Origin of the sequence: Paenibacillus jepli, from assembly GCF_047238105.1 — a bacterium.
Taxonomy (GTDB): Bacteria; Bacillota; Bacilli; order Paenibacillales; family Paenibacillaceae; genus Paenibacillus_D.
On record NZ_JBDFMD010000001.1, the window covers coordinates 4,261,707 to 4,280,121 of the forward strand.

At 59.4% G+C, this 18,415-nt stretch carries 19 protein-coding genes and 1 riboswitch; of the genes, 18 read left to right on the forward strand and 1 reads right to left on the reverse strand.

What is annotated here, in order from left to right:
* The first annotated feature begins 3 nt into the window (after positions 1 to 3).
* The 12 genes from ABC336_RS18475 to ABC336_RS18530 all read left to right on the forward strand — a co-directional run bounded on the left by ABC336_RS18475 (position 4) and on the right by ABC336_RS18530 (position 13,039).
* A complete protein-coding gene (locus ABC336_RS18475) occupies positions 4 to 1,290 on the forward strand; it encodes a Gfo/Idh/MocA family protein (protein WP_413240036.1) in 1,287 nt (428 codons plus the stop codon).
* 130 nt (positions 1,291 to 1,420) lie between these two features.
* Positions 1,421 to 2,206: an NAD-dependent epimerase/dehydratase family protein gene (locus ABC336_RS18480; RefSeq protein WP_413240037.1), complete on the forward strand. Its 786-nt coding sequence runs from the start codon at positions 1,421 to 1,423 to the stop codon at positions 2,204 to 2,206.
* Positions 2,207 to 2,424: 218 nt separating this feature from the next.
* Positions 2,425 to 3,525: a redox-regulated ATPase YchF gene (gene ychF, locus ABC336_RS18485; RefSeq protein WP_413240038.1), complete on the forward strand. Its 1,101-nt coding sequence runs from the start codon at positions 2,425 to 2,427 to the stop codon at positions 3,523 to 3,525.
* A gap of 229 nt (positions 3,526 to 3,754) precedes the next feature.
* Positions 3,755 to 4,831, forward strand: a complete 1,077-nt coding sequence (gene prfA, locus ABC336_RS18490; protein ID WP_413240039.1) for a peptide chain release factor 1 — start codon at positions 3,755 to 3,757, stop codon at positions 4,829 to 4,831.
* Positions 4,832 to 4,880: 49 nt separating this feature from the next.
* Positions 4,881 to 5,999, forward strand: a complete 1,119-nt coding sequence (locus tag ABC336_RS18495; RefSeq protein WP_413240040.1) for a N5-glutamine methyltransferase family protein — start codon at positions 4,881 to 4,883, stop codon at positions 5,997 to 5,999.
* A gap of 478 nt (positions 6,000 to 6,477) precedes the next feature.
* Positions 6,478 to 7,146, forward strand: a complete 669-nt coding sequence (spoIIR, locus tag ABC336_RS18500) for a stage II sporulation protein R (protein ID WP_413240041.1) — start codon at positions 6,478 to 6,480, stop codon at positions 7,144 to 7,146.
* Positions 7,147 to 7,510: 364 nt separating this feature from the next.
* Complete coding sequence (locus tag ABC336_RS18505; RefSeq protein WP_413242557.1) at positions 7,511 to 8,689, forward strand: L-threonylcarbamoyladenylate synthase; 1,179 nt, start codon at positions 7,511 to 7,513, stop codon at positions 8,687 to 8,689.
* A 339-nt stretch (positions 8,690 to 9,028) separates the two neighbouring features.
* Entirely contained in the window at positions 9,029 to 9,589 is a 561-nt protein-coding gene (locus ABC336_RS18510) for a manganese efflux pump MntP (protein ID WP_413242558.1), read from the forward strand.
* A 103-nt stretch (positions 9,590 to 9,692) separates the two neighbouring features.
* Positions 9,693 to 10,265 carry a low molecular weight protein arginine phosphatase gene (locus ABC336_RS18515; protein WP_413240042.1) on the forward strand — a complete coding sequence of 191 codons (573 nt, stop codon included), beginning with the start codon at positions 9,693 to 9,695 and terminating at the stop codon, positions 10,263 to 10,265.
* A 47-nt stretch (positions 10,266 to 10,312) separates the two neighbouring features.
* A riboswitch (ZMP/ZTP riboswitch) is annotated at positions 10,313 to 10,393 on the forward strand.
* 204 nt (positions 10,394 to 10,597) lie between these two features.
* Positions 10,598 to 11,056: a ribose 5-phosphate isomerase B gene (gene rpiB / locus ABC336_RS18520; RefSeq protein WP_413240043.1), complete on the forward strand. Its 459-nt coding sequence runs from the start codon at positions 10,598 to 10,600 to the stop codon at positions 11,054 to 11,056.
* 16 nt (positions 11,057 to 11,072) lie between these two features.
* On the forward strand, positions 11,073 to 11,687 hold the full coding sequence (locus ABC336_RS18525) for a TIGR01440 family protein (protein ID WP_413240044.1): 615 nt from the start codon (positions 11,073 to 11,075) through the stop codon (positions 11,685 to 11,687).
* Positions 11,688 to 11,791: 104 nt separating this feature from the next.
* Complete coding sequence (locus ABC336_RS18530; RefSeq protein WP_413240045.1) at positions 11,792 to 13,039, forward strand: serine hydroxymethyltransferase; 1,248 nt, start codon at positions 11,792 to 11,794, stop codon at positions 13,037 to 13,039.
* Positions 13,040 to 13,149: 110 nt separating this feature from the next.
* Here ABC336_RS18530 and ABC336_RS18535 read toward each other — a convergent pair whose 3' ends face one another.
* Entirely contained in the window at positions 13,150 to 13,281 is a 132-nt protein-coding gene (locus tag ABC336_RS18535) for a hypothetical protein (protein WP_413240046.1), read from the reverse strand.
* A gap of 240 nt (positions 13,282 to 13,521) precedes the next feature.
* On the opposite strand from ABC336_RS18535, the gene ABC336_RS18540 reads away from it, so the two are divergent.
* From ABC336_RS18540 to atpB, 6 genes are all read left to right on the forward strand, one after another.
* A complete protein-coding gene (locus ABC336_RS18540) occupies positions 13,522 to 14,553 on the forward strand; it encodes a glycine-rich domain-containing protein (protein ID WP_413240047.1) in 1,032 nt (343 codons plus the stop codon).
* 159 nt (positions 14,554 to 14,712) lie between these two features.
* On the forward strand, positions 14,713 to 15,342 hold the full coding sequence (upp, locus tag ABC336_RS18545) for a uracil phosphoribosyltransferase (RefSeq protein WP_413240048.1): 630 nt from the start codon (positions 14,713 to 14,715) through the stop codon (positions 15,340 to 15,342).
* Positions 15,343 to 15,388: 46 nt separating this feature from the next.
* The gene (gene wecB, locus ABC336_RS18550) at positions 15,389 to 16,537 is read left to right on the forward strand and encodes a non-hydrolyzing UDP-N-acetylglucosamine 2-epimerase (RefSeq protein WP_413240049.1); all 1,149 of its coding nucleotides are present in this window, start codon (positions 15,389 to 15,391) and stop codon (positions 16,535 to 16,537) included.
* A gap of 465 nt (positions 16,538 to 17,002) precedes the next feature.
* Entirely contained in the window at positions 17,003 to 17,212 is a 210-nt protein-coding gene (locus tag ABC336_RS18555) for a hypothetical protein (RefSeq protein ID WP_128657624.1), read from the forward strand.
* A complete protein-coding gene (locus tag ABC336_RS18560) occupies positions 17,205 to 17,588 on the forward strand; it encodes an ATP synthase subunit I (RefSeq protein ID WP_413240050.1) in 384 nt (127 codons plus the stop codon). Before ABC336_RS18555 ends, ABC336_RS18560 begins: the two co-directional genes overlap by 8 nt.
* 9 nt (positions 17,589 to 17,597) lie before the next feature.
* Positions 17,598 to 18,383 (forward strand): F0F1 ATP synthase subunit A, encoded by a 786-nt coding sequence (gene atpB / locus ABC336_RS18565; protein ID WP_413240051.1) that lies wholly within the window; start codon positions 17,598 to 17,600, stop codon positions 18,381 to 18,383.
* Positions 18,384 to 18,415 lie beyond the last annotated feature (32 nt).

An 18,415-nucleotide genomic window follows, 5' to 3' on the forward strand; every position in this document is an offset into this window, starting at 1 on the left:
TTTATGGATTCAACGACCTCGGATCAGCGCCCGGTCACGGCGGTGATCATCGGCGCAGGTCACCGCAGCCTGATCTACGCTTCCTATGCGGAGCGGCAGCCGGAGCAGCTGCGGATCACTGGCGTCGTCGAGCCGGATGCGGAGCGCCGGCGGCTGACTGGCGAGCGTTTCGGACTTGGTCCGGCAGCCTGCTTTGCCAGTGTCGGGGAGCTGGTATCCGGCCCCCGCCTGGCGGACTGCGCCATCAACGGCACGATGGACGAGCTGCATCTGCCGACCAGCCTGCCGCTGCTGGCTGCCGGCTACGACTTGCTGCTGGAGAAGCCGATCGGCATCTCCGAAGCGGAGGTGGAGCGGCTGCAGGAGGCGGCGGAGCAGCACGTCCGGACCGTGATGATCTGCCATGTGCTGCGGTATGCGCCGTTCTACCGGGCGGTCAAGGAGACGATCGCCGCGGGCGAGATCGGCGAGATCGTCAACATCCAGACGGCAGAGCACGTCAGCTACCATCATATGGCCGTTTCCTTCATCCGAGGCAAGTGGAGCTCGCTGGCGAGCGGCAAGTCGTCGATGCTGATGGCGAAGTGCTGCCATGACCTCGACCTGCTGACCTGGCTGGCGGGCCGGACGCGGCCGGTGCGGGTGAGCAGCTTTGGCAGCCTGATGCAGTTCCGGCCGGAGCGCGCGCCTGCGGGTGCGGGTACCCGATGTCTCACGGATTGCAAGATCGAGCCGGAGTGCATGTATTCGGCGCGCAAGCATTACCTGGACAAGGGGATGTGGGGCTTCTACGTGTGGGAGAACGAACATCTGGGCCAGCCGTGGACCGAAGCGGAGAAGATCCGGTCGCTGGAGACGGATAACCCTTACGGCCGCTGCGTCTGGCGCTGCGACAATGATGTAGTCGATCACCAGTCTGTCATCGTCGAGTTCGATAGCGGTCTGACCGCCTCGCATAATCTCGTCGGCGCGACAGCACGTCCGGCCCGGCTGCTGCATATCGTAGGCACCCGGGGCGAGATCCAGGGCACCCTGGAGGAAGGGCGGTTCGTCGTCCGCACACCGGATATGTCTGCAGACCGTCACTATGCCGAGCGCGAGGTGGTTGTCGATGTCTCAGATGACAGTCACGGCGGCGGCGACATGCGGCTGGTCGAGGACTTCGTGCAGGTGCTGCGCGGCCAAACGCCGTCGATCTCTTCGACGTCGCTGGCGATGTCCATCGACGGCCACCGCATCGGCTTTGCCGCCGACCGCTCGCGGCTGGAGAACATCGTCTGCGAGCTGTGAGGAGGAGCGGAGCGTGCGCTCTGGTGTAGGACACGGCAGCGTGCGTATTCTTTTCGTAATCAAATCGTCTTCTGTTGGTTAATACTGTTAAAGAGCAGTCAAATCACAAGAAGATGAGGTGCCACGGACAATGGAGAGACGCAAGGTGCTGGTTACCGGCGCAGCCGGAAGAGTCGGCGGAGCTATCGCGGCGGGGCTTAGGGAGATGGACCGTTATGACATCATCGGGACCGACCTCCAGGCGGACGAGCAGGAGGGGATCGAGGCGCTGGACGTGACGGATGCGGACCGCTGGCGGGAGCTTACCCGGGGCGTGGACACGGTGATCCATAATAGCTGGGCTAAGGACAACGAGGACTTCCTCGGCATGGTGCTGCCGGTCAACGTTACAGGCGCCTATCATCTCTACGAGGCAGCGCGGATCAACGGGGTCCGGCGCGTCATCTTCGCCAGCTCCAATCATGCGATGGGCTTCTATCGGGTGGGCGAGGAGGCGGAGGCAGACGCTCCCTATCGTCCCGACAGTCTCTATGGACTCAGCAAATGTTATATCGAGCTGCTGGGCCGTTACTATTCCGACAAGTACGATGTATCTTCAATCAACATCCGGATCGGCAACTTCCCCGGCGATGACCGGCCGCATTCCGAGCGCTCCCTGCATATCTGGATCTCCGAACGGGATCTGGTGAAGCTGGCGGCTTGCTGCGTGGAGGCGGACAACTCGCATCGCTTTCTCTCCCTGTACGGCACTTCGGCCAACACGGACAACTACTACGATATCGGCTATCTCGCCGGGCTGATCGGCTATCGTCCCCAGGACGATGCGGCTGAGCTGCTGGCAGCTTCGGGGCTCACGGAGGCGGACATGAAGCAGGACGAGACGGCGTTCCAGGGCGGCGTCAAGCGGGACCGGTAGCGCTCCGGACAGACCTTTCCAATGCGGAGTGAAACGGGACCGGCAACGTCTTGACGGTCGGCCTTGGCGGGGGGATTCCGGGGCGCCAGGCCTTCTTTTAATCGGGATAGTCCGGTGGGATTGGCGGCCGGCTGGACGGCAGCTCTCTTTTGTCTTTTAATGTCCTGGCCCATCGGGTATAATGACGAAAGATGAAATGGAGATAGGAGTTGTTCAGCATGCCACTTTCCTGCGGGATCGTCGGCCTTCCTAACGTAGGGAAATCGACATTATTTAACGCCATTACACAAGCAGGGGCCGAGTCGGCCAATTACCCGTTCTGTACCATAGATCCGAATGTCGGCATCGTCGAGGTGCCGGATGAGCGTTTGGACAAATTGACGGAGCTGGTCGTACCCAACAAAACGGTACCGACAGCCTTTGAGTTTATCGATATCGCCGGCATCGTCAAAGGTGCGAGCAAGGGCGAAGGTCTGGGCAATAAATTCCTGGCGCACATCCGTGAGGTCGATGCGATCGTCCACGTGGTGCGTTGCTTCCAGGACGAGAATATTACGCATGTGGACGGCAAGGTCGACCCGCTAAGCGATATTCAGACGATCAATCTGGAGCTGATCCTGGCGGACGTCGACTCCGTCGAAAAGCGGATCGAGCGTTCCCGCAAGAATATGAAGGGCGGCGACAAGAAGTACGCTCAGGAAGTCGAGCTGCTCGAGCGCATCAAGGAAGCCCTGTACGAGGATAAACCGGTGCGCAGCATGGAGCTTACAGACGACGAGCGTCTGCTGATCCGCGATCTGCACCTGCTGACGATCAAGCCGGTCCTGTATGCGGCCAATGTCAGCGAAGGTGAAGTGGCAGACAGCGACAACAACCCGTATCTGAAACAGGTTCGTGAATTCGCCGCTGCCGAGAATGCCGAGGTCGTACCGATCAGCGCCAAGGTGGAAGCGGAGATCGCCGAGCTCGAAGGCGAGGACAAGGACATGTTCCTCGAGGAGCTCGGACTGGAAGAGTCCGGCCTGAACCGTCTGATCAAGGCGGCTTACAAGCTGCTCGGTCTGTACACTTATTTCACTGCGGGCGTGCAAGAGGTACGTGCGTGGACGATCCGCAAAGGGATGAAGGCGCCACAGGCGGCGGGCGTCATCCATACGGATTTCGAACGCGGCTTCATCCGGGCGGAGGTCGTCTCCTATGATGATCTCGTCGCGGCCGGGACGATGAATGCTGCCAAGGAACGCGGACAGCTGCGGCTGGAGGGCAAGGAGTACGTCGTCAAGGACGGCGATGTCATGCACTTCCGCTTCAACGTATAGCTGCTCCCCGCCGCGTTTGCGGCCGGGCAAAGGCCCCACTGGGTGGGGCCTTTCGGCGTGGGCACCGAGGGATGTGTCCGGCGGTAGGCTTGGCGCAGTGACAGATGCTCCACTACTTGCGTAATGTGATATACTATAGGGAGGCAGGCGGGAGATCATCCTCGGACTGCCGACGAGACTAATTGGCGGGACGAAGCTTTCGTCAGCGCCCGGGAGTGTGTGAACCATTATGAATTTGGACCGTTTGCAAGCGCTGGCGGACCGGTATGACAAACTGAGCGAGCTGCTGTGTGATCCGGATGTCGCCAGCGACACCAAGAAGCTGCGGGATTACTCCAAAGAGCAATCCGATCTGCAGGAGCCGTATAATGCCTATATGGAGTACAAAGAGGCGTCAGAGCAGTATAACGATGCCAAACTGATGCTCGAGGAAAAGCTCGACGACGAGATGCGCGAGATGGTCAAGCTTGAGCTGGAGGAGCAGGGCCAGCGGATGCAGGAGCTGGAGGAACGGATCCGCGTGCTGCTGCTGCCCAAGGACCCCAACGATGACAAAAACGTCATCGTCGAGGTGCGCGGCGCGGCCGGCGGCGACGAGGCGGCGTTGTTCGCTTCCGACCTGTACCGGATGTACAGCAAATTCGCTGATTCGCAAGGCTGGCGCGTCGAGGTGCTGGAGGCGAGCGAGAGCGATCTGGGCGGCTACAAGGAGATCATCTTCATGATTAACGGCAAGGGCGCCTACTCGAAGCTGAAATTCGAGAGCGGCGCGCACCGCGTCCAGCGGATCCCCGTAACCGAGTCGGGCGGACGTATCCATACCTCGACTTCGACTGTTGCGGTCATGCCGGAGGTCGAGGATGTCGAGGTCGAGATCCTGGATAAGGACATCCGGATCGATACGTTCTGCTCGAGCGGCGCTGGCGGTCAGTCGGTCAATACGACCAAATCCGCTGTCCGCGTGCTCCATGTGCCGACCGGCATCATGGCGACCTGTCAGGACGGCAAGTCGCAGAACGAGAACAAAGCCAAGGCGTTGCAGGTGCTGCGTGCCCGTATCTATGATATCAGACGCCAGGAGGAAGAGGCCAAGTATGCGGGCGAGCGCAAGAGCAAAGTTGGCACCGGCGACCGGAGTGAGCGGATTCGGACCTACAACTACCCGCAGAGCCGTGTTACCGATCACCGCATCGGCCTGACCCTGCACAAGCTGGATACTGTCTTGAATGGGGATATGGATGAGATCGTCAACGCGCTGACGATCGCCGAGCAAGCGGAGCTGCTGGAGCAGGAGAACCTGGCTTAAGCATATGAATCTTTTAGCGTATTAAATATTTAGGTTTGGAGGGGAAGGTATGCAAGACGATCGAGCTGATGTTTCTGAGCTCGTCCATTCCGCCGAACTGACCTTAAGAGAAGCCTGCTTGCAGGCTTCTTCTCTTTTGGAGGCGGCAGGCGTGACAGAGCCGCGGGCCAATGCGGAGCTTCTGCTGCTGCACGTGCTCGGCATCGAGCGGGCGCAGCTGATGCGCGACTGGCGGGAGCCGATGCCGCTGGAGCACTGGGAGACGTGGCGGCAGCTGATCGCCCGCAAGGCGGCTGGCGAGCCGGTGCAGTATATTATCGGCGAGGGCTGGTTCTATGGCCGTGCCTTTGCGGTGACGCCGGCGGTGCTGATCCCGCGGCCGGAGACGGAGCTGCTCGTCGAGGCCGTGCTGGAGGCGGCCGACCGGCTGTGGCCGGCATCGAGCGGCAGCAGCGGCGCAGCTCTGACCGGTGCGGGAGATGCAGCTTCGGGCGGAGTCGGCGGTTTGTGCGGCGGGGCACCGGGAGCGCAGGGCACGGATGAAGCCGGAAGCGGACGAATCGATGACAGTACTCTCAACGGCACAGAGCCGCGCTTCGGAGCGGACGCAGACCCACGTGCGCTGACCGTGCTGGATATCGGTACCGGCAGCGGGGCGATCGCGCTGACGCTGGCAGCCGAGCGACCGGCTTGGCGGTTGTACGCATCCGATCTGTCGGCGGATGCGTTGGCAGTCGCCGGAGTCAATGCGGCATCGCTGGGTGTGGAGGAGCAGGTGACGTTCGTCCAGGGCGACCTGCTGGCGCCGTTCATGCAGGGTGGCGCGGCGGAGGGGTTATCTCCGGCGTTGGCCGGTCTGACAGCAGATATCGTCGTCTCGAACCCGCCATATATTCCCGCTGGCGATCTGCTGGAGCTGCAGCGGGAGGTGCGAGACTTTGAGCCGCATCTGGCGCTGGTCGGCGGCGATGACGGACTGGACCCCTACCGCCGGATGATAGGGCAGCTGAAGGGAATGTCCCGGCTGCCGCGCATCGTGGCGTTTGAGCTTGGAATGGGCCAGGCGCGGGAGGTCGCCCGGTTGCTGGAGGAAGCCTTCACCTGGCGCGAGGTACGGATCATCGAGGATTATGCGGGCATTGAGCGGCATGTGCTTGCGCTAAAATAAAAGGGGTTGGACGATTAGCGGATGGAGCCGTCTTCTTCGTGCAGCTCCATCCGCCCCGCCTCATGCTCCAACGAACCTTTTCTCCCTTACAGCAGCTCCGCCAGACTCGCCCCATGCTCCAACGCACCTTTTCTCCCTTACAGCAGCTCCCCCAGCCCCGCCCCATGCTCCAACGAACCTTTTCTCCCTTACAGCACCTCCACAGCCCCGCCGCCCGCTCCAACGCACCTTTTCTCCCTTACAGCAGCTCCGCCAGACCCGCCACACGCTCCAGCGAACCTTTTCTCCCTTACAGCAGCTCCGCCCGCTCCAACGAACCTGTGCTCCGCCCGTTCTCTGCTAGATTCGACCTGCCATTTACTTGAATCAGAGATTAATAGGTTTAGAGAGTGGATAGGCCGGACATACTGAGGAGCATAGACGTTCCGGAACGCAAGCTGACGCATCGACGGATGCGTACGAGAGGGGCTTGTGTGACATGGTTATCCGCAATCATACCCGTTTTTCTTATCGCGTATCGTACGGTTATCTGTTTGTTGTTCTGATGGTACTTATCATGAGCTGGGAAGGCCAGCGTATGGACGCAGCTGTGGTGCAGGGCTCGATCCCCGAGGAATCGATCCGCCTGCGTATCCTGGCCAACTCCGATGCTCCCCAGGATCAGGCGATCAAACGCCATGTCCGAGACGCCATTGTCGCTGAGATGGAGGCATGGGCGAGTGGCCCGCAGTCTATTAATGAGGCGCGCGCAACCATCCTGACGAACATGGATGTGCTGGAAGCCCGGATTGCCGAGGTGCTGGAGAGCCGCGGGTTTAACTACGGCTTCGAGGTCGAGCTGGGGACGGTGCCTTTCCCTACCAAAATGTACGGCAGCCAGGTATATCCGGCGGGCGATTATGAAGCGGTGCGGGTGACGCTCGGAGCAGGTATGGGGCAGAACTGGTGGTGTGTGCTGTTTCCGCCGCTGTGCTTCGTAGACGGAATTAGCGGTGAAGCAGTGGCAGCAGAGCCGACGGTCGCCGAAGCTACAGCGGGTGATAGTCCGGCAGAGCTGCCGGAGCTTGGTGAAGCGCCGGAGGTTCGGTTCTTCCTCTGGGATCTGATCCAGTCGATCATCGAATTCTTCCGCGGGCTGTTCAGCTGAGATAAAGCCTTTCCGATGCCGCTGCGGACAGAGTAGTTGCACATATATTGATAATGCTGCATAAGGCGACCAAAGCTCAACCAGGGGTAAAACGTTACTTGAATCCGCTCGAAAGGCGGGTATGATGGATGCTGATGGGCACTTCTGATGACGAATAACGGATCGTCTGTCCGTATGCAGGGGGCGGGCGTCTCCTGTGCTCGGCAGCTGCTAACATCACTGCGACACAACATGATATGGTATAATGGATGCGGCTGATGCCGATTCGACAAGTGCTGAAGGAATGAATCATGTGACCAAACGATGGCATGTATATTCGACTGAATATAAGAATGCAATAGATGGCGCCTCGGAATCATCTTCGATGTTCGGGAGCGCTGACACCCTGGCGAAGGACCAAACGTCGATCTCCGCCGAATCGGGACTGCAGGAAGCGGCGGCGCTGCTGCGCCGCGGCTTCCTGATCGCTTTTCCGACGGAGACGGTCTACGGTCTGGGGGCTGATGCCTCCAATGACAAGGCGGTAGCCCGTATCTTCGAGGCCAAGGGCAGGCCTGCCGATAATCCGCTGATCGTCCATATCGCCGAGCGGGAGCAGATGGCGCAGCTGACAGAGTCTTGCAGCGACCTGGAGGCTGAACTTATGGGGGCGTTCTGGCCGGGGCCGCTCACCCTGGTCCTGCCTGTCCGTCCCGGAGCGCTCTCGCCGCTCGTGACCGCAGGTCTGGATACAGTGGCCGTGCGGATGCCGGACCACCCGGTGGCGCTCCGGCTCATCGCCGCGGCGGGATGTCCGGTCGCGGCTCCCAGCGCCAACCGGTCCGGGCGGCCCAGTCCGACCCGGGCCGATCACGTGGCGGAGGATCTGGGCGGGCGGATCGACGGGCTCGTCGACGGCGGGCCGACGGGCATCGGATTGGAATCGACCGTCATCCAGGTGGTCGACGGCCGGATCGTCATCCTCCGGCCCGGTGGGGTCACTGCCGAAGCGCTCAGCCGCTTCGCCGAGGTGAGCCGGACGCCTGACAGGCGTGCGCCCCAGCTGCCCGTAACCGGCTCGTCTGACGGGAGTGCGCCGCAGCGGCCCGCGACGGGCTCGGCGGACGTCACTGCCGGGGGTCTCGCAGTCCCTCAGCGCGAGACCGCGTCATCCGCCGCAGTCGAGCCGGAGGCGCCCCGTTCTCCCGGCATGAAGTATGCTCATTATGCGCCGAGGGGCGAGATGCAGCTCGTGCAGGGTGCGGCTGTCCGGATGCAGGAGTATATCCAGTCCGCGATCGACGCGGCCCGGGCGCGGGGAACTGTCACCGGCGTGCTTACGTATGCGGAGCATGCTGCGGATTACCGCGCCGACGTCGTCCTGGCGATCGGTTCGCTAGTAGAGCTGGAGACGGCAGCGCAGGGCCTGTATGCCGCGCTGCGGGAGATGGACAGCAGCGGCGTGGAGCGCATCTGGGCGGAGGCGTGTCCGGCTGGCGGGATCGGCGACGCATTGATGAACCGTCTGGTCAAAGCCGCAGGCCACCGCGTTGTGGAAGTATAGCGCAAGCCAGAAGATGCGTGGACGAGAAATTTTCCCGCATGCCGCAGCTAGTCTGTTCCTGATCCTGTCAGTCCTAGTGCAGATCTCGTGAGCCCCCGTACAGAGCTGATAAGGCGACAGTCTTGCCGTCCAGCTCTGCATAACGCTAACAGGCTATATGCCCCAAGCGAGGCTTCCGTAAACGGCTCTGTGTCTCCATTGCCGCCAACTCAGTAAACGGTATTCTTCCTTTACCGACCCTCCCCGTTCCTCACACAGGGCTTGGTCATGTTTGCCGTCTTGTCCGCATATGCTGGATAACAAATGACGGATTGGACGTGGGGAGGACTGCCATCCATGATGGGTGAAGCTACCGTACCGGCAGGGCAGCTGATGACGATAGTGTTGATGGCCGTGGCGCTTGGGATGGATGCCTTCTCGCTGGGGATCGGGATCGGCCTGAAGGGGATCCGGCTGCGTCACGTGCTGAGGCTCAGCTGCGTGATCGCCTTGTTTCATGTGGCGATGCCCCTGCTGGGCATTCTGACGGGAAATTTTATGAGCGGCTTGCTCGGTCAAGTGGCGACTACAGCAGCGGGGGTTCTGCTATTCTTGCTGGGCGCGCATATGGTGTATCATTCGCTGCGTCCCGGCTCGGAGAGCAGCATCGATCACCGGTCGCTTTGGGGGACGCTGCTGCTGGGTCTTACGGTGAGTGTGGATTCTTTTTCGGTCGGCGTGTCACTGGGGATGTTCTCGGCGAACATGCTGCTGACCGTGCTGATGTTCGGCTTGTTCGGCGGTCTGATGTCGATCATTGGACTGTTGATCGGCCGCCGGGCGGGGGGCAGTTTGGGAGACTATGGCGAAGCGTGCGGCGGTATTATCCTGCTTGTATTCGGTCTGATGTTTTTATTCTGATCCGGATCTGGTGAAAATAAAGGGTACACTGGTGATAATGGAGAACTAGTATTATACATTGAACACATCTGTGTCTGCGCCGGCAGAAAGGAGAGTTGTGCCGTTGAAACGCATTTTATTCGTATGTACCGGCAACACCTGCCGCAGCCCGATGGCGGAAGCTTTGCTGCGCGATATGGCGGAGCGGGAAGGAATCGCGGTCGAGGTGCGGTCGGCGGGAGTGTCGACGGTAGACGGGCTGCCGATATCCGCGCATGCCTCCGAGACGCTGCGGCACCGTCAGATTAGTCACAATAAGAGCTCGCACGCGCTGACTGCCGAGGCGGTTAATTGGGCGGATCTGATCTTGACGATGACGGCCGGCCACAAGCGCCACCTGCTGGAGCGGTATCCGCAAGCCGTGGAGAAGAGCCACACGCTGAAGGAATATGTAGCCCGCGAGGAAGCGGTGCTGTCCGATATTGAAGAGCTGGAGCGTCTCTACACGGATCTGCATATGAAGCAGGCGCTTGGGGGACAGCTTACGGAGCAGGAGCGGGCGCGTCTGCTGGAGCTGGAAGCGCGGATCCCGAGCTTCGATATCGGTGATCCGTTCGGCGGCAGTCTGGCGCAGTACGAGATGACGGCGGAGGAGATTGCCGAAGCGGTCCAGAAGCTGCTGCGCAAGCTGAAGTAGCCGCTTGATTTTTGGATAGGGTTGCTATATAGTTAGGGTAACAATCAAGGATCCGGTGTAACTGGCGACGGAAGTGGGCAACCACGGGGGAGCATCGGAACATAGGGCCGGTCGCCTGGGCAAAGAGCAGCGTGCATTGCACGTCATGCTCTTTTTCGTCTTTTGAGGGTGATTCGGGTATAATGGGGAGAGCAAAACATAAGCACACGCTTCCGAAGTGAGTTTTCCTTCGGAAAACTAAGCATATGCTTTCGAAGCAGTTTTGCTTCGCAAAACTTAAGCACACGCTTCCGAAGTGAGTTTTCCTTCGGAAAACTTTTAGGAGGGTTCGTATGAAAATTGCAATCGGCGCTGACCATGCGGGGTACCGCTTGAAGGATGTCGTGATTCCTTTCCTGGAGTCGCTGGGGCACGAGGTGCAGGATTTCGGCTGCAGCTGCGAGCAATCGGTCGATTATCCCGACTATGCTCTCGAAGTATGCAACCAGGTGATCGAAGGGACAGCCGAGCGCGGGATTCTGATCTGCGGGACCGGTATCGGGATGTCCATCGCCGCCAACAAGATTCCCGGCATCCGCTGCGCCCTGACGCATGATCTGTTCTCCGCCAAAGCGACCCGCGAGCACAATGACACCAATGTGCTGGCTCTCGGCGAGCGCGTCATCGGACCTGGCGTAGCCCAGGAGATCATCAGGATCTGGCTGGAGACGCCGTTCTCCGAAGGTGAGCGGCATATCGGCCGCGTAGGTAAGGTCAAGGCGCTCGAAGACAAATATTCCTCGCATCCTTAAACGGGAGGCATGCTGAATGAATACGGAACTGCAGGCGATAACAGCCGATACGACAGCGACGGTGCGCGAGCTGGCCGAAGCGGCGGGGCTGCGCAGCGGCCAGCTGCTGGTTATCGGCGTCAGTACAAGCGAAGTGGCCGGTCGGCGGATCGGCACCTCAGGGACGCAGGAGATCGCGCAGGCGATCTATGAAGGCATCGAGGCGGTGCGCCGGGAACGGGGCTTCTACCCCGTCTACCAGTGCTGCGAGCATCTCAACCGGGCGCTCGTGCTGACGCGCGAGGCAGCGGAACGTTACCGGCTGGAGGAAGTAGCAGCCGTACCGATCCCGGGCGCAGGCGGCTCGATGGCGGCCTACTCGTACCGGATGCTAAATGATCCGGTGCTGGTCGATGCCGTACAAGCCGATGCCGGCATCGATATCGGCGATACGCTGATCGGCATGCATCTGCGCCGTGTTGCGGTCCCGCTGCGTCCTGCGATCCGCAGCATCGGAGCAGCTCACGTCACGATGGCGACGACGCGGCCGCGGCTGATCGGTGGTGCAAGGGCAGTATATACGCTGGACGGCCAGCCGGTGCTGGGGGAGGCCGAGTCCGCCCCCGAGCAGCGGGGCGGCACATGTGATTAGAGATTCAATCCATTACTATATTTGATGCCCGCGCGCCGCGGCCCGCACCGGACAGACCGGCCAGGGCCGGGCGGAGCCGGCATCCAGGGAGGATATTATTACTTATGGAACATCTGCGCAAACAGGATCCCGAATTGCTCGCGGCGCTTGGCCTGGAGCTGAAGCGTCAGCGCGACAACATCGAGTTGATCGCATCGGAGAATATCGTCAGTGAGGCCGTGCTCGAAGCCATGGGCTCTGTGCTGACCAACAAGTATGCCGAGGGCTATCCGGGCAAGCGTTTCTACGGCGGCTGCGAGCACGTCGACATCGCCGAGGACATCGCCCGCAACCGCGCCAAGGAGCTGTTCGGCGCCGAGCATGCCAACGTACAGCCGCACTCCGGCGCGCAAGCCAATATGGCAGTCTATCTGGCAACGCTCAATCCTGGCGACACCGTGCTGGGCATGAACCTGGCGCATGGCGGTCACCTGACGCACGGCAGCCCGGTCAACGCTTCCGGTCTGCTCTACAACTTCGTCGCATACGGCGTCGAAGAGGATACCTTTACGATCAATTACGACGAAGTCCGCAAGGCCGCGTTCAAGCATCGCCCCAAGATGATCGTGGCCGGCGCAAGTGCTTATCCGCGGATCATCGACTTTGAGAAACTGGGCCAGATCGCAAACGACGTGGGCGCGCTGTTCATGGTCGACATGGCGCATATCGCCGGTCTCGTGGCGGCAGGTCTGCATCCGAGTCCGGTACCGCACGCGCATTTCGTGACGACGACAACACATAAGACGCTGCGCGGTCCGCGCGGCGGTCTGATCCTGTGCCGCAAGCCGTGGGCAGCAGCGATCGACAAAGCGGTGTTCCCTGGCTCGCAGGGCGGTCCGCTCATGCATATCATCGCTGCCAAGGCGGTCGCCTTCGGCGAAGCGCTGCAGCCGTCCTTTAAGGAATACGCCCAGAAGGTTGTGAACAACGCTCGCGTACTGGCAGACGCACTGGCCGGCGAGGGGCTGAACATCGTCTCCGGCGGCACAGACAATCATCTGATGCTGGTCGATACGCGCGGCCTGAACATCACAGGCAAGCAAGCCGAGCATCTGCTGGATCAAGTCGGCATCACTGTCAACAAAAACGCGATTCCGTTCGACCCGACTTCGCCGTTCATTACCAGCGGCATCCGGATCGGTACGCCTGCCGCTACCTCCCGGGGCATGGACGAGGCTGCGATGAAGGTCATCGCCGAGGTCATCGCAATGACGCTCAAAAATCCTGAGGACAGCGACGTATTGGCCAAAGCGGAAGCACGGGTACGCGAGCTGACCGCGCAATACCCGCTTTACCCTGGGCTGCAATATTAATTCCACTGGCAGGGCCAGATCCAACAAAGACTCCAATGCCGCTGCAAGCGGCGCTGGAGTCTTTGTTCTGTTGATTGCTGTACAATTAATCCGACTGGCTCTGGGTCTGCTTATTTAACCCGCCGTCTCGACTTGCCTGTGATGGATTGGAAGGTATCCATGAGCTTCTGGCGGGCCTGCTTGTTGCGGAGCAAGTAAGCGGCTCCCATGCCGAGTGCGGACATCAACATTCGTCTTTTCATCGATTATTCCTCCTCCTGGATAATGGTCAACCAAGCTTGCTGACGGTGTTTATTAGAATTACCCGTTGATGCGGCGCTTAAACAAACGACGCACCGCCTCAACGGAAGGGGGCTGCTGGACGGTACGGGAATGCGATATAAGGGTGTCGGGCGGCTTTTGATATGGTACAGTGAGAGCAGTATATGCTTAATCAACAGCGGACTTTTTTAAACAACCTACGTAGTAAAGGAGCGGGTGCTGTGGAGCAGCTTATCGCAGGCGGTGCGATCGCAGGGCTGGTGATCGTACTCTCCTATTCATTATGGAAACGGAGTCAGCGTGCCTCAGCGGCCGGCCGGATCGGCTATCCCGCCCACCGGCCGCCCCAGACGCTCGGCATCTATCCCGGGAACCCGGCCTATGAAGCTGCGGTCCGGCTGGAGCAGTCGATTCCCGCTGATTATGAGCTGCGAGTCAAGGAGAGGCTGCAGCAGCGGCAACCGGAGCTGAGCGATACCGAATGGCAGTGGAGATGGCATGAACAGAAGCGTTTCCTGCTCATGGCCGCACTGCTGCGCCGGGTGGAGATGTACAGCGCACAAGTCGATGAGGTATGGCATGAGATGCTGATGTTCACAATGGAGTATCAGAAGATGTGCGAGAGGTTCTGCGGCCGGATGATCCATCATGCTCCGCACAGCGGGACGCCCCTGGTTGCGGGAGCGGCACAGCAGCTGGTGCCATCGGCCGAGCGGGCATGGTTCGACTGGGTATACGGCGAGCTATTCGGACCTGAGAATCCGGGGGCGCGGCTGTGGGGCGGGATGTACCGGACGCCGATGTCGCCCGGGCTGCTGGAGCTGTTAGGCCTGCCGGATGAAGATAAGGTGCGACGCGAGCTGTTCCATGCGGAGCTGGATGACAGCATCCCCGAGCTGATACAGGCGCGTGAAAACCTGCTGACGCAGGCCCGGGCCCAGATGGCAGCCGCACACGAACAAGCAGCGCGCGGCGAACGCCACTTGGACCGTGCCGCGTCCGATACGGCAAGCTGGTCGCTGCTGGGCGGCACGCTGATGCTGGCTTCGCTCACCGCGCCTGACGACCTGGCGGCGACAATGGACGAGGTCCTCGGACACCAGCAGCGGCAGCCTGGCTCCACGAGCAGCTGTGGCGGCGCCGCGGGTGGCGGGACAGAGCGAGATAACGACGGCAGCGACGAATCCTCCGGTGATGGCGGTGGCGGAGATACTTCGTGCAGCTCTTGCTCTGGCGGATGCGGATCTTCGTAACACTGTGACAAGCTTGTTGTGCAGTTCGTGCTTTACAGTGCTATAATATACAAGGCTTCGAGTCCGAAAAGAGATAAGCCCGCTTTTTCAATTCTAAGCATCTTAAGTCTTGCTTACCCCGCCAAACTATTGCCATGACTCGGCTAGGAGGATCCCCCGATGAGTAAACTGGTGGTCTGCGACCATCCCCTGATTCAACACAAGCTGACTTTTATTCGAGACAAACATACCAATACGAAGGATTTTCGTGAATTGGTCGATGAAGTGGCCACGCTGATGGCCTATGAGATCACGCGCGATCTGCCGCTGGAAGAGATCGAGGTAGAAACGCCGGTGGCGACGGCCACCTCCAAGGTTATCTCGGGCCGCATGATCGGCCTGGTGCCGATCCTCCGGGCGGGACTCGGCATGGTCGAAGGCATGCTGAAGCTGATTCCGTCAGCCAAGGTTGGGCATATCGGCTTGTTCCGCAATCCTGACACGCTCGATGCAGTAGAATACTATATCAATCTGCCGACCGATGCCAAAGACCGGATGCTGATCGTTATTGATCCGATGCTGGCTACCGGCAATACGGCGATCAAGGCGATCGACTCGCTCAAGAAGCAGAGCTGCACCCAGATCCGCCTGATGTGCCTGATCGCTGCGCCTGAGGGTGTCCGCGCGGTGCAGGAGGCCCATCCCGATATTGAGATTCATATCGCGGCCCTCGACGAGAAGCTCGACGAACACGGGTATATCGTGCCCGGCCTGGGCGATGCGGGAGACCGCATCTTCGGAACCAAGTAAGTCATCTGGCATCTCAGCAAGATCCCGGAATAGGAGTGATACCCGCATGAGCAAACTAAAAATAATGACGATTTTCGGCGTGCGCCCGGAAGCGATCAAGATGGCGCCGCTCATCCTGGAGCTGCAGCGTCACCCCGAACACATCGAGTCGATCGTGTGCGTGACCGCGCAGCACCGCCGGATGCTGGACCAGGTGCTCGAGGTGTTCCGTATCCAACCCGATTATGATCTGGATGTCATGAAGGACCGGCAGACGCTGCAGGAGATCACGGTCCGTGTCCTGCAGGGGCTGGAGCCGGTACTGCGCGAGGCCCAGCCGGATATCGTACTGGTGCACGGCGACACGCTGACGACGTTCCTGGCCAGCTATGCGGCATTCATGCAGCAGATCAAGGTCGGGCATGTCGAGGCAGGCCTGCGCACCTGGAACAAGCAGTCGCCATATCCGGAGGAGATGAACCGCCAGCTTACCGGCGTGCTGGCCGATCTGCACTTCTCGCCGACTTCGCTGTCGGCGGACAACCTGCGCAAGGAGAACAAGCGCGAGGAAGATATCTACGTAACCGGCAATACGGTTATCGACGTGTTCCGCTACACGGTGAAGGAGGACTTCACTCACCCGGTACTGGAGTGGGCGCAAGGCAAGCGGCTCATCCTGATGACGGCGCACCGCCGTGAGGCGCAGGGCGAGCCGCACCGCCAGATCTTCCGCGCCGTGAAGCGGATCGCCGATGAGTTCGAGGATGTCGCCATCGTGTACCCGGTACATCTTAGTCCAGCGGTGAAGGAGCCGGCGGAGGAGATTCTGGGCGGCCATCCGCGGATCAAGCTGATCGAGCCGATGGATGTCGTCGAGCTGCATAACTTTTATCCGCATGCCCACCTGATCCTCACCGATTCGGGCGGCTTGCAGGAAGAGGCGCCGTCCTATGGCGTGCCGGTGCTGGTGCTGCGCGATACGACAGAGCGTCCGGAAGGCATCGATGCGGGTACGCTGCGGCTCGTCGGCACGGACGAGGAGGTTGTGTATTCCTCGGCCAAGGAGCTGCTGACGGACGTGCAGGCTTACGAGGCGATGAGCCGGGCAGCCAATCCGTACGGTGACGGCCGGGCATCCGAGCGGATCGTGCAGGCCATCCTGCATCATTTCGGCAGAGCTGCCGATCGTCCGGAAGCTTTCTCGGCGCAATCCTGACTATTAATTGGGGCCCGCGGCCCCAATTTTAGTCGGTTCCTGCGACTCTAAGTATAGAATCTATATCTACAGCGGAGCGCAGAGCAATTTTTGAGTTGTAAATATAGTTTCTATATCTACACGTACAGATTGCCGCCGACTAACTGCTCCAGCTGCTTCGGCTCTTGCGGAACTATCGCCCGCAGATCTGCCTGTGAAAATGTTTTCTACGGCGTCGACAAAGCTTGGAATAGAGCGCTTGCAAGGCTTTTCCTAGCATTCCCACCGTACCGATGGCGCAATGAAGAACGAAGTCCTGTGCAAAAACATACAGCGTACAGTGGTACTGTATGGTTGTGTTGGCGCGAGAATCCAGTATTATCAAGGGTTTTCGGTTTTCCGTTCACTAAATGTTTGAATTTATATTGATTGACAAACCTTGCGTCGCTTCGATAAAATATATGAGGATTGACAGGGGTATAAGCCATGACGAAGAAGAGCAATCTGGATAGTCCGTGGCGCGCGGCCGGCCTGGTCGGCGCGATGGGACTTGATGTCGCGATTTGCATTTGCTTGGGTTATGTTGTCGGGGACAAGCTGGGGTCCGTCATTACGGGCGTGCTTGTTGGTCTGGCAGTCGGTCTGTACACCTGCGTACTGCTGGTCAAGAGAGTATTGGGGGACACCGATGGATGAACTTTTGAGGCGTGCAATCCGCTCCGCTCTTTTTTTTGCGTCAGGGTGTTTGTTAGCCTGGATCGTTGTGCCAGAAGGCAGGACGGTTGCGGCGGGTCTGATACTTGGCGTGTTGGCGAGCATTATGAATGCGCTTATGCTGAAGCGGCGCATTTTGTTCCTGGAGCACGCGATGAGCGAGGAACGTCCCCGCAAGCGTTTGGGGATCGGCATGGGTGCCCGCTTTGCTATGGTTCTCATTGTCGTAATGCTTGCGTTGCGTTTTCCGGAGCAATTGAATTTGCCAGCCGCATTGTTTGCGAGTTTTTATGTTCAGTTCGCAGTTTTGGTAGCAGCATTTCTGCATAACTTGCGAGAATCCAGAGGAAAGGGGTGAAATCACTGCATGCATTTATTTCCGATCGTTGAGCTCGCAGGGTTGCGATTCGACTTGTCGGCTATTGCGTCCATTCTTATCTCTTGCGTTATTGTGTTCGCGCTTGCCCGTGTCGCAGTCAGCAATTTATCGGTGCACAACCCCTCCAAGATGCAGAACTTTATGGAATGGGCAATTGATTTTGTGCACAGCACGATTGCAAGCACGATGCCGCTGAAGAAGGCCAAGCAGTTCGTCATACTCGGCGCTACGCTGATTATGTTTATCTTTGTTTCGAACATCCTTGGTCTGCCATTAGGCTTCATCAGCGAAGTGAAGGAAGAACATCATGGAGCTGTCGAGTTCCTTGGGATGGAGATCATCTCTGCAGAAGAAGTGGAAGAGGCGCACGCAGAGCACAAGCATCTCGCGGTCGCATGGTGGAAATCGCCGACTGCTGACATTGCCGTCACATCCGGGCTGGCGCTTATCGTCTTCTTTCTCATTCACTATCTAGGCATCCGAATGAATACGAAGCATTACTTTAAGCACTATCTGGAGCCGTTTCCGATTTTCTTCCCGCTAAACGTGCTGAAGACCTTCACCAAGCCGTTAACGCTTGCTTTGCGTCTCTATGCGAACATCTTCGCAGGGGAAGTGCTGATCTCGACGATTTTGATGTTGAGCTGGGTTGGATTGCCGCTCCTGGCGGTGTGGCAAGGCTTCAGTATTTTCGTCGGCGCTATTCAAGCTTTCCTATTTACAATCTTGACGATGGTGTATATCGCCGAATCGATCGTTCATGAAGAACATTAACCATGAAATGAACCCGGTAAACGTCGCATGAG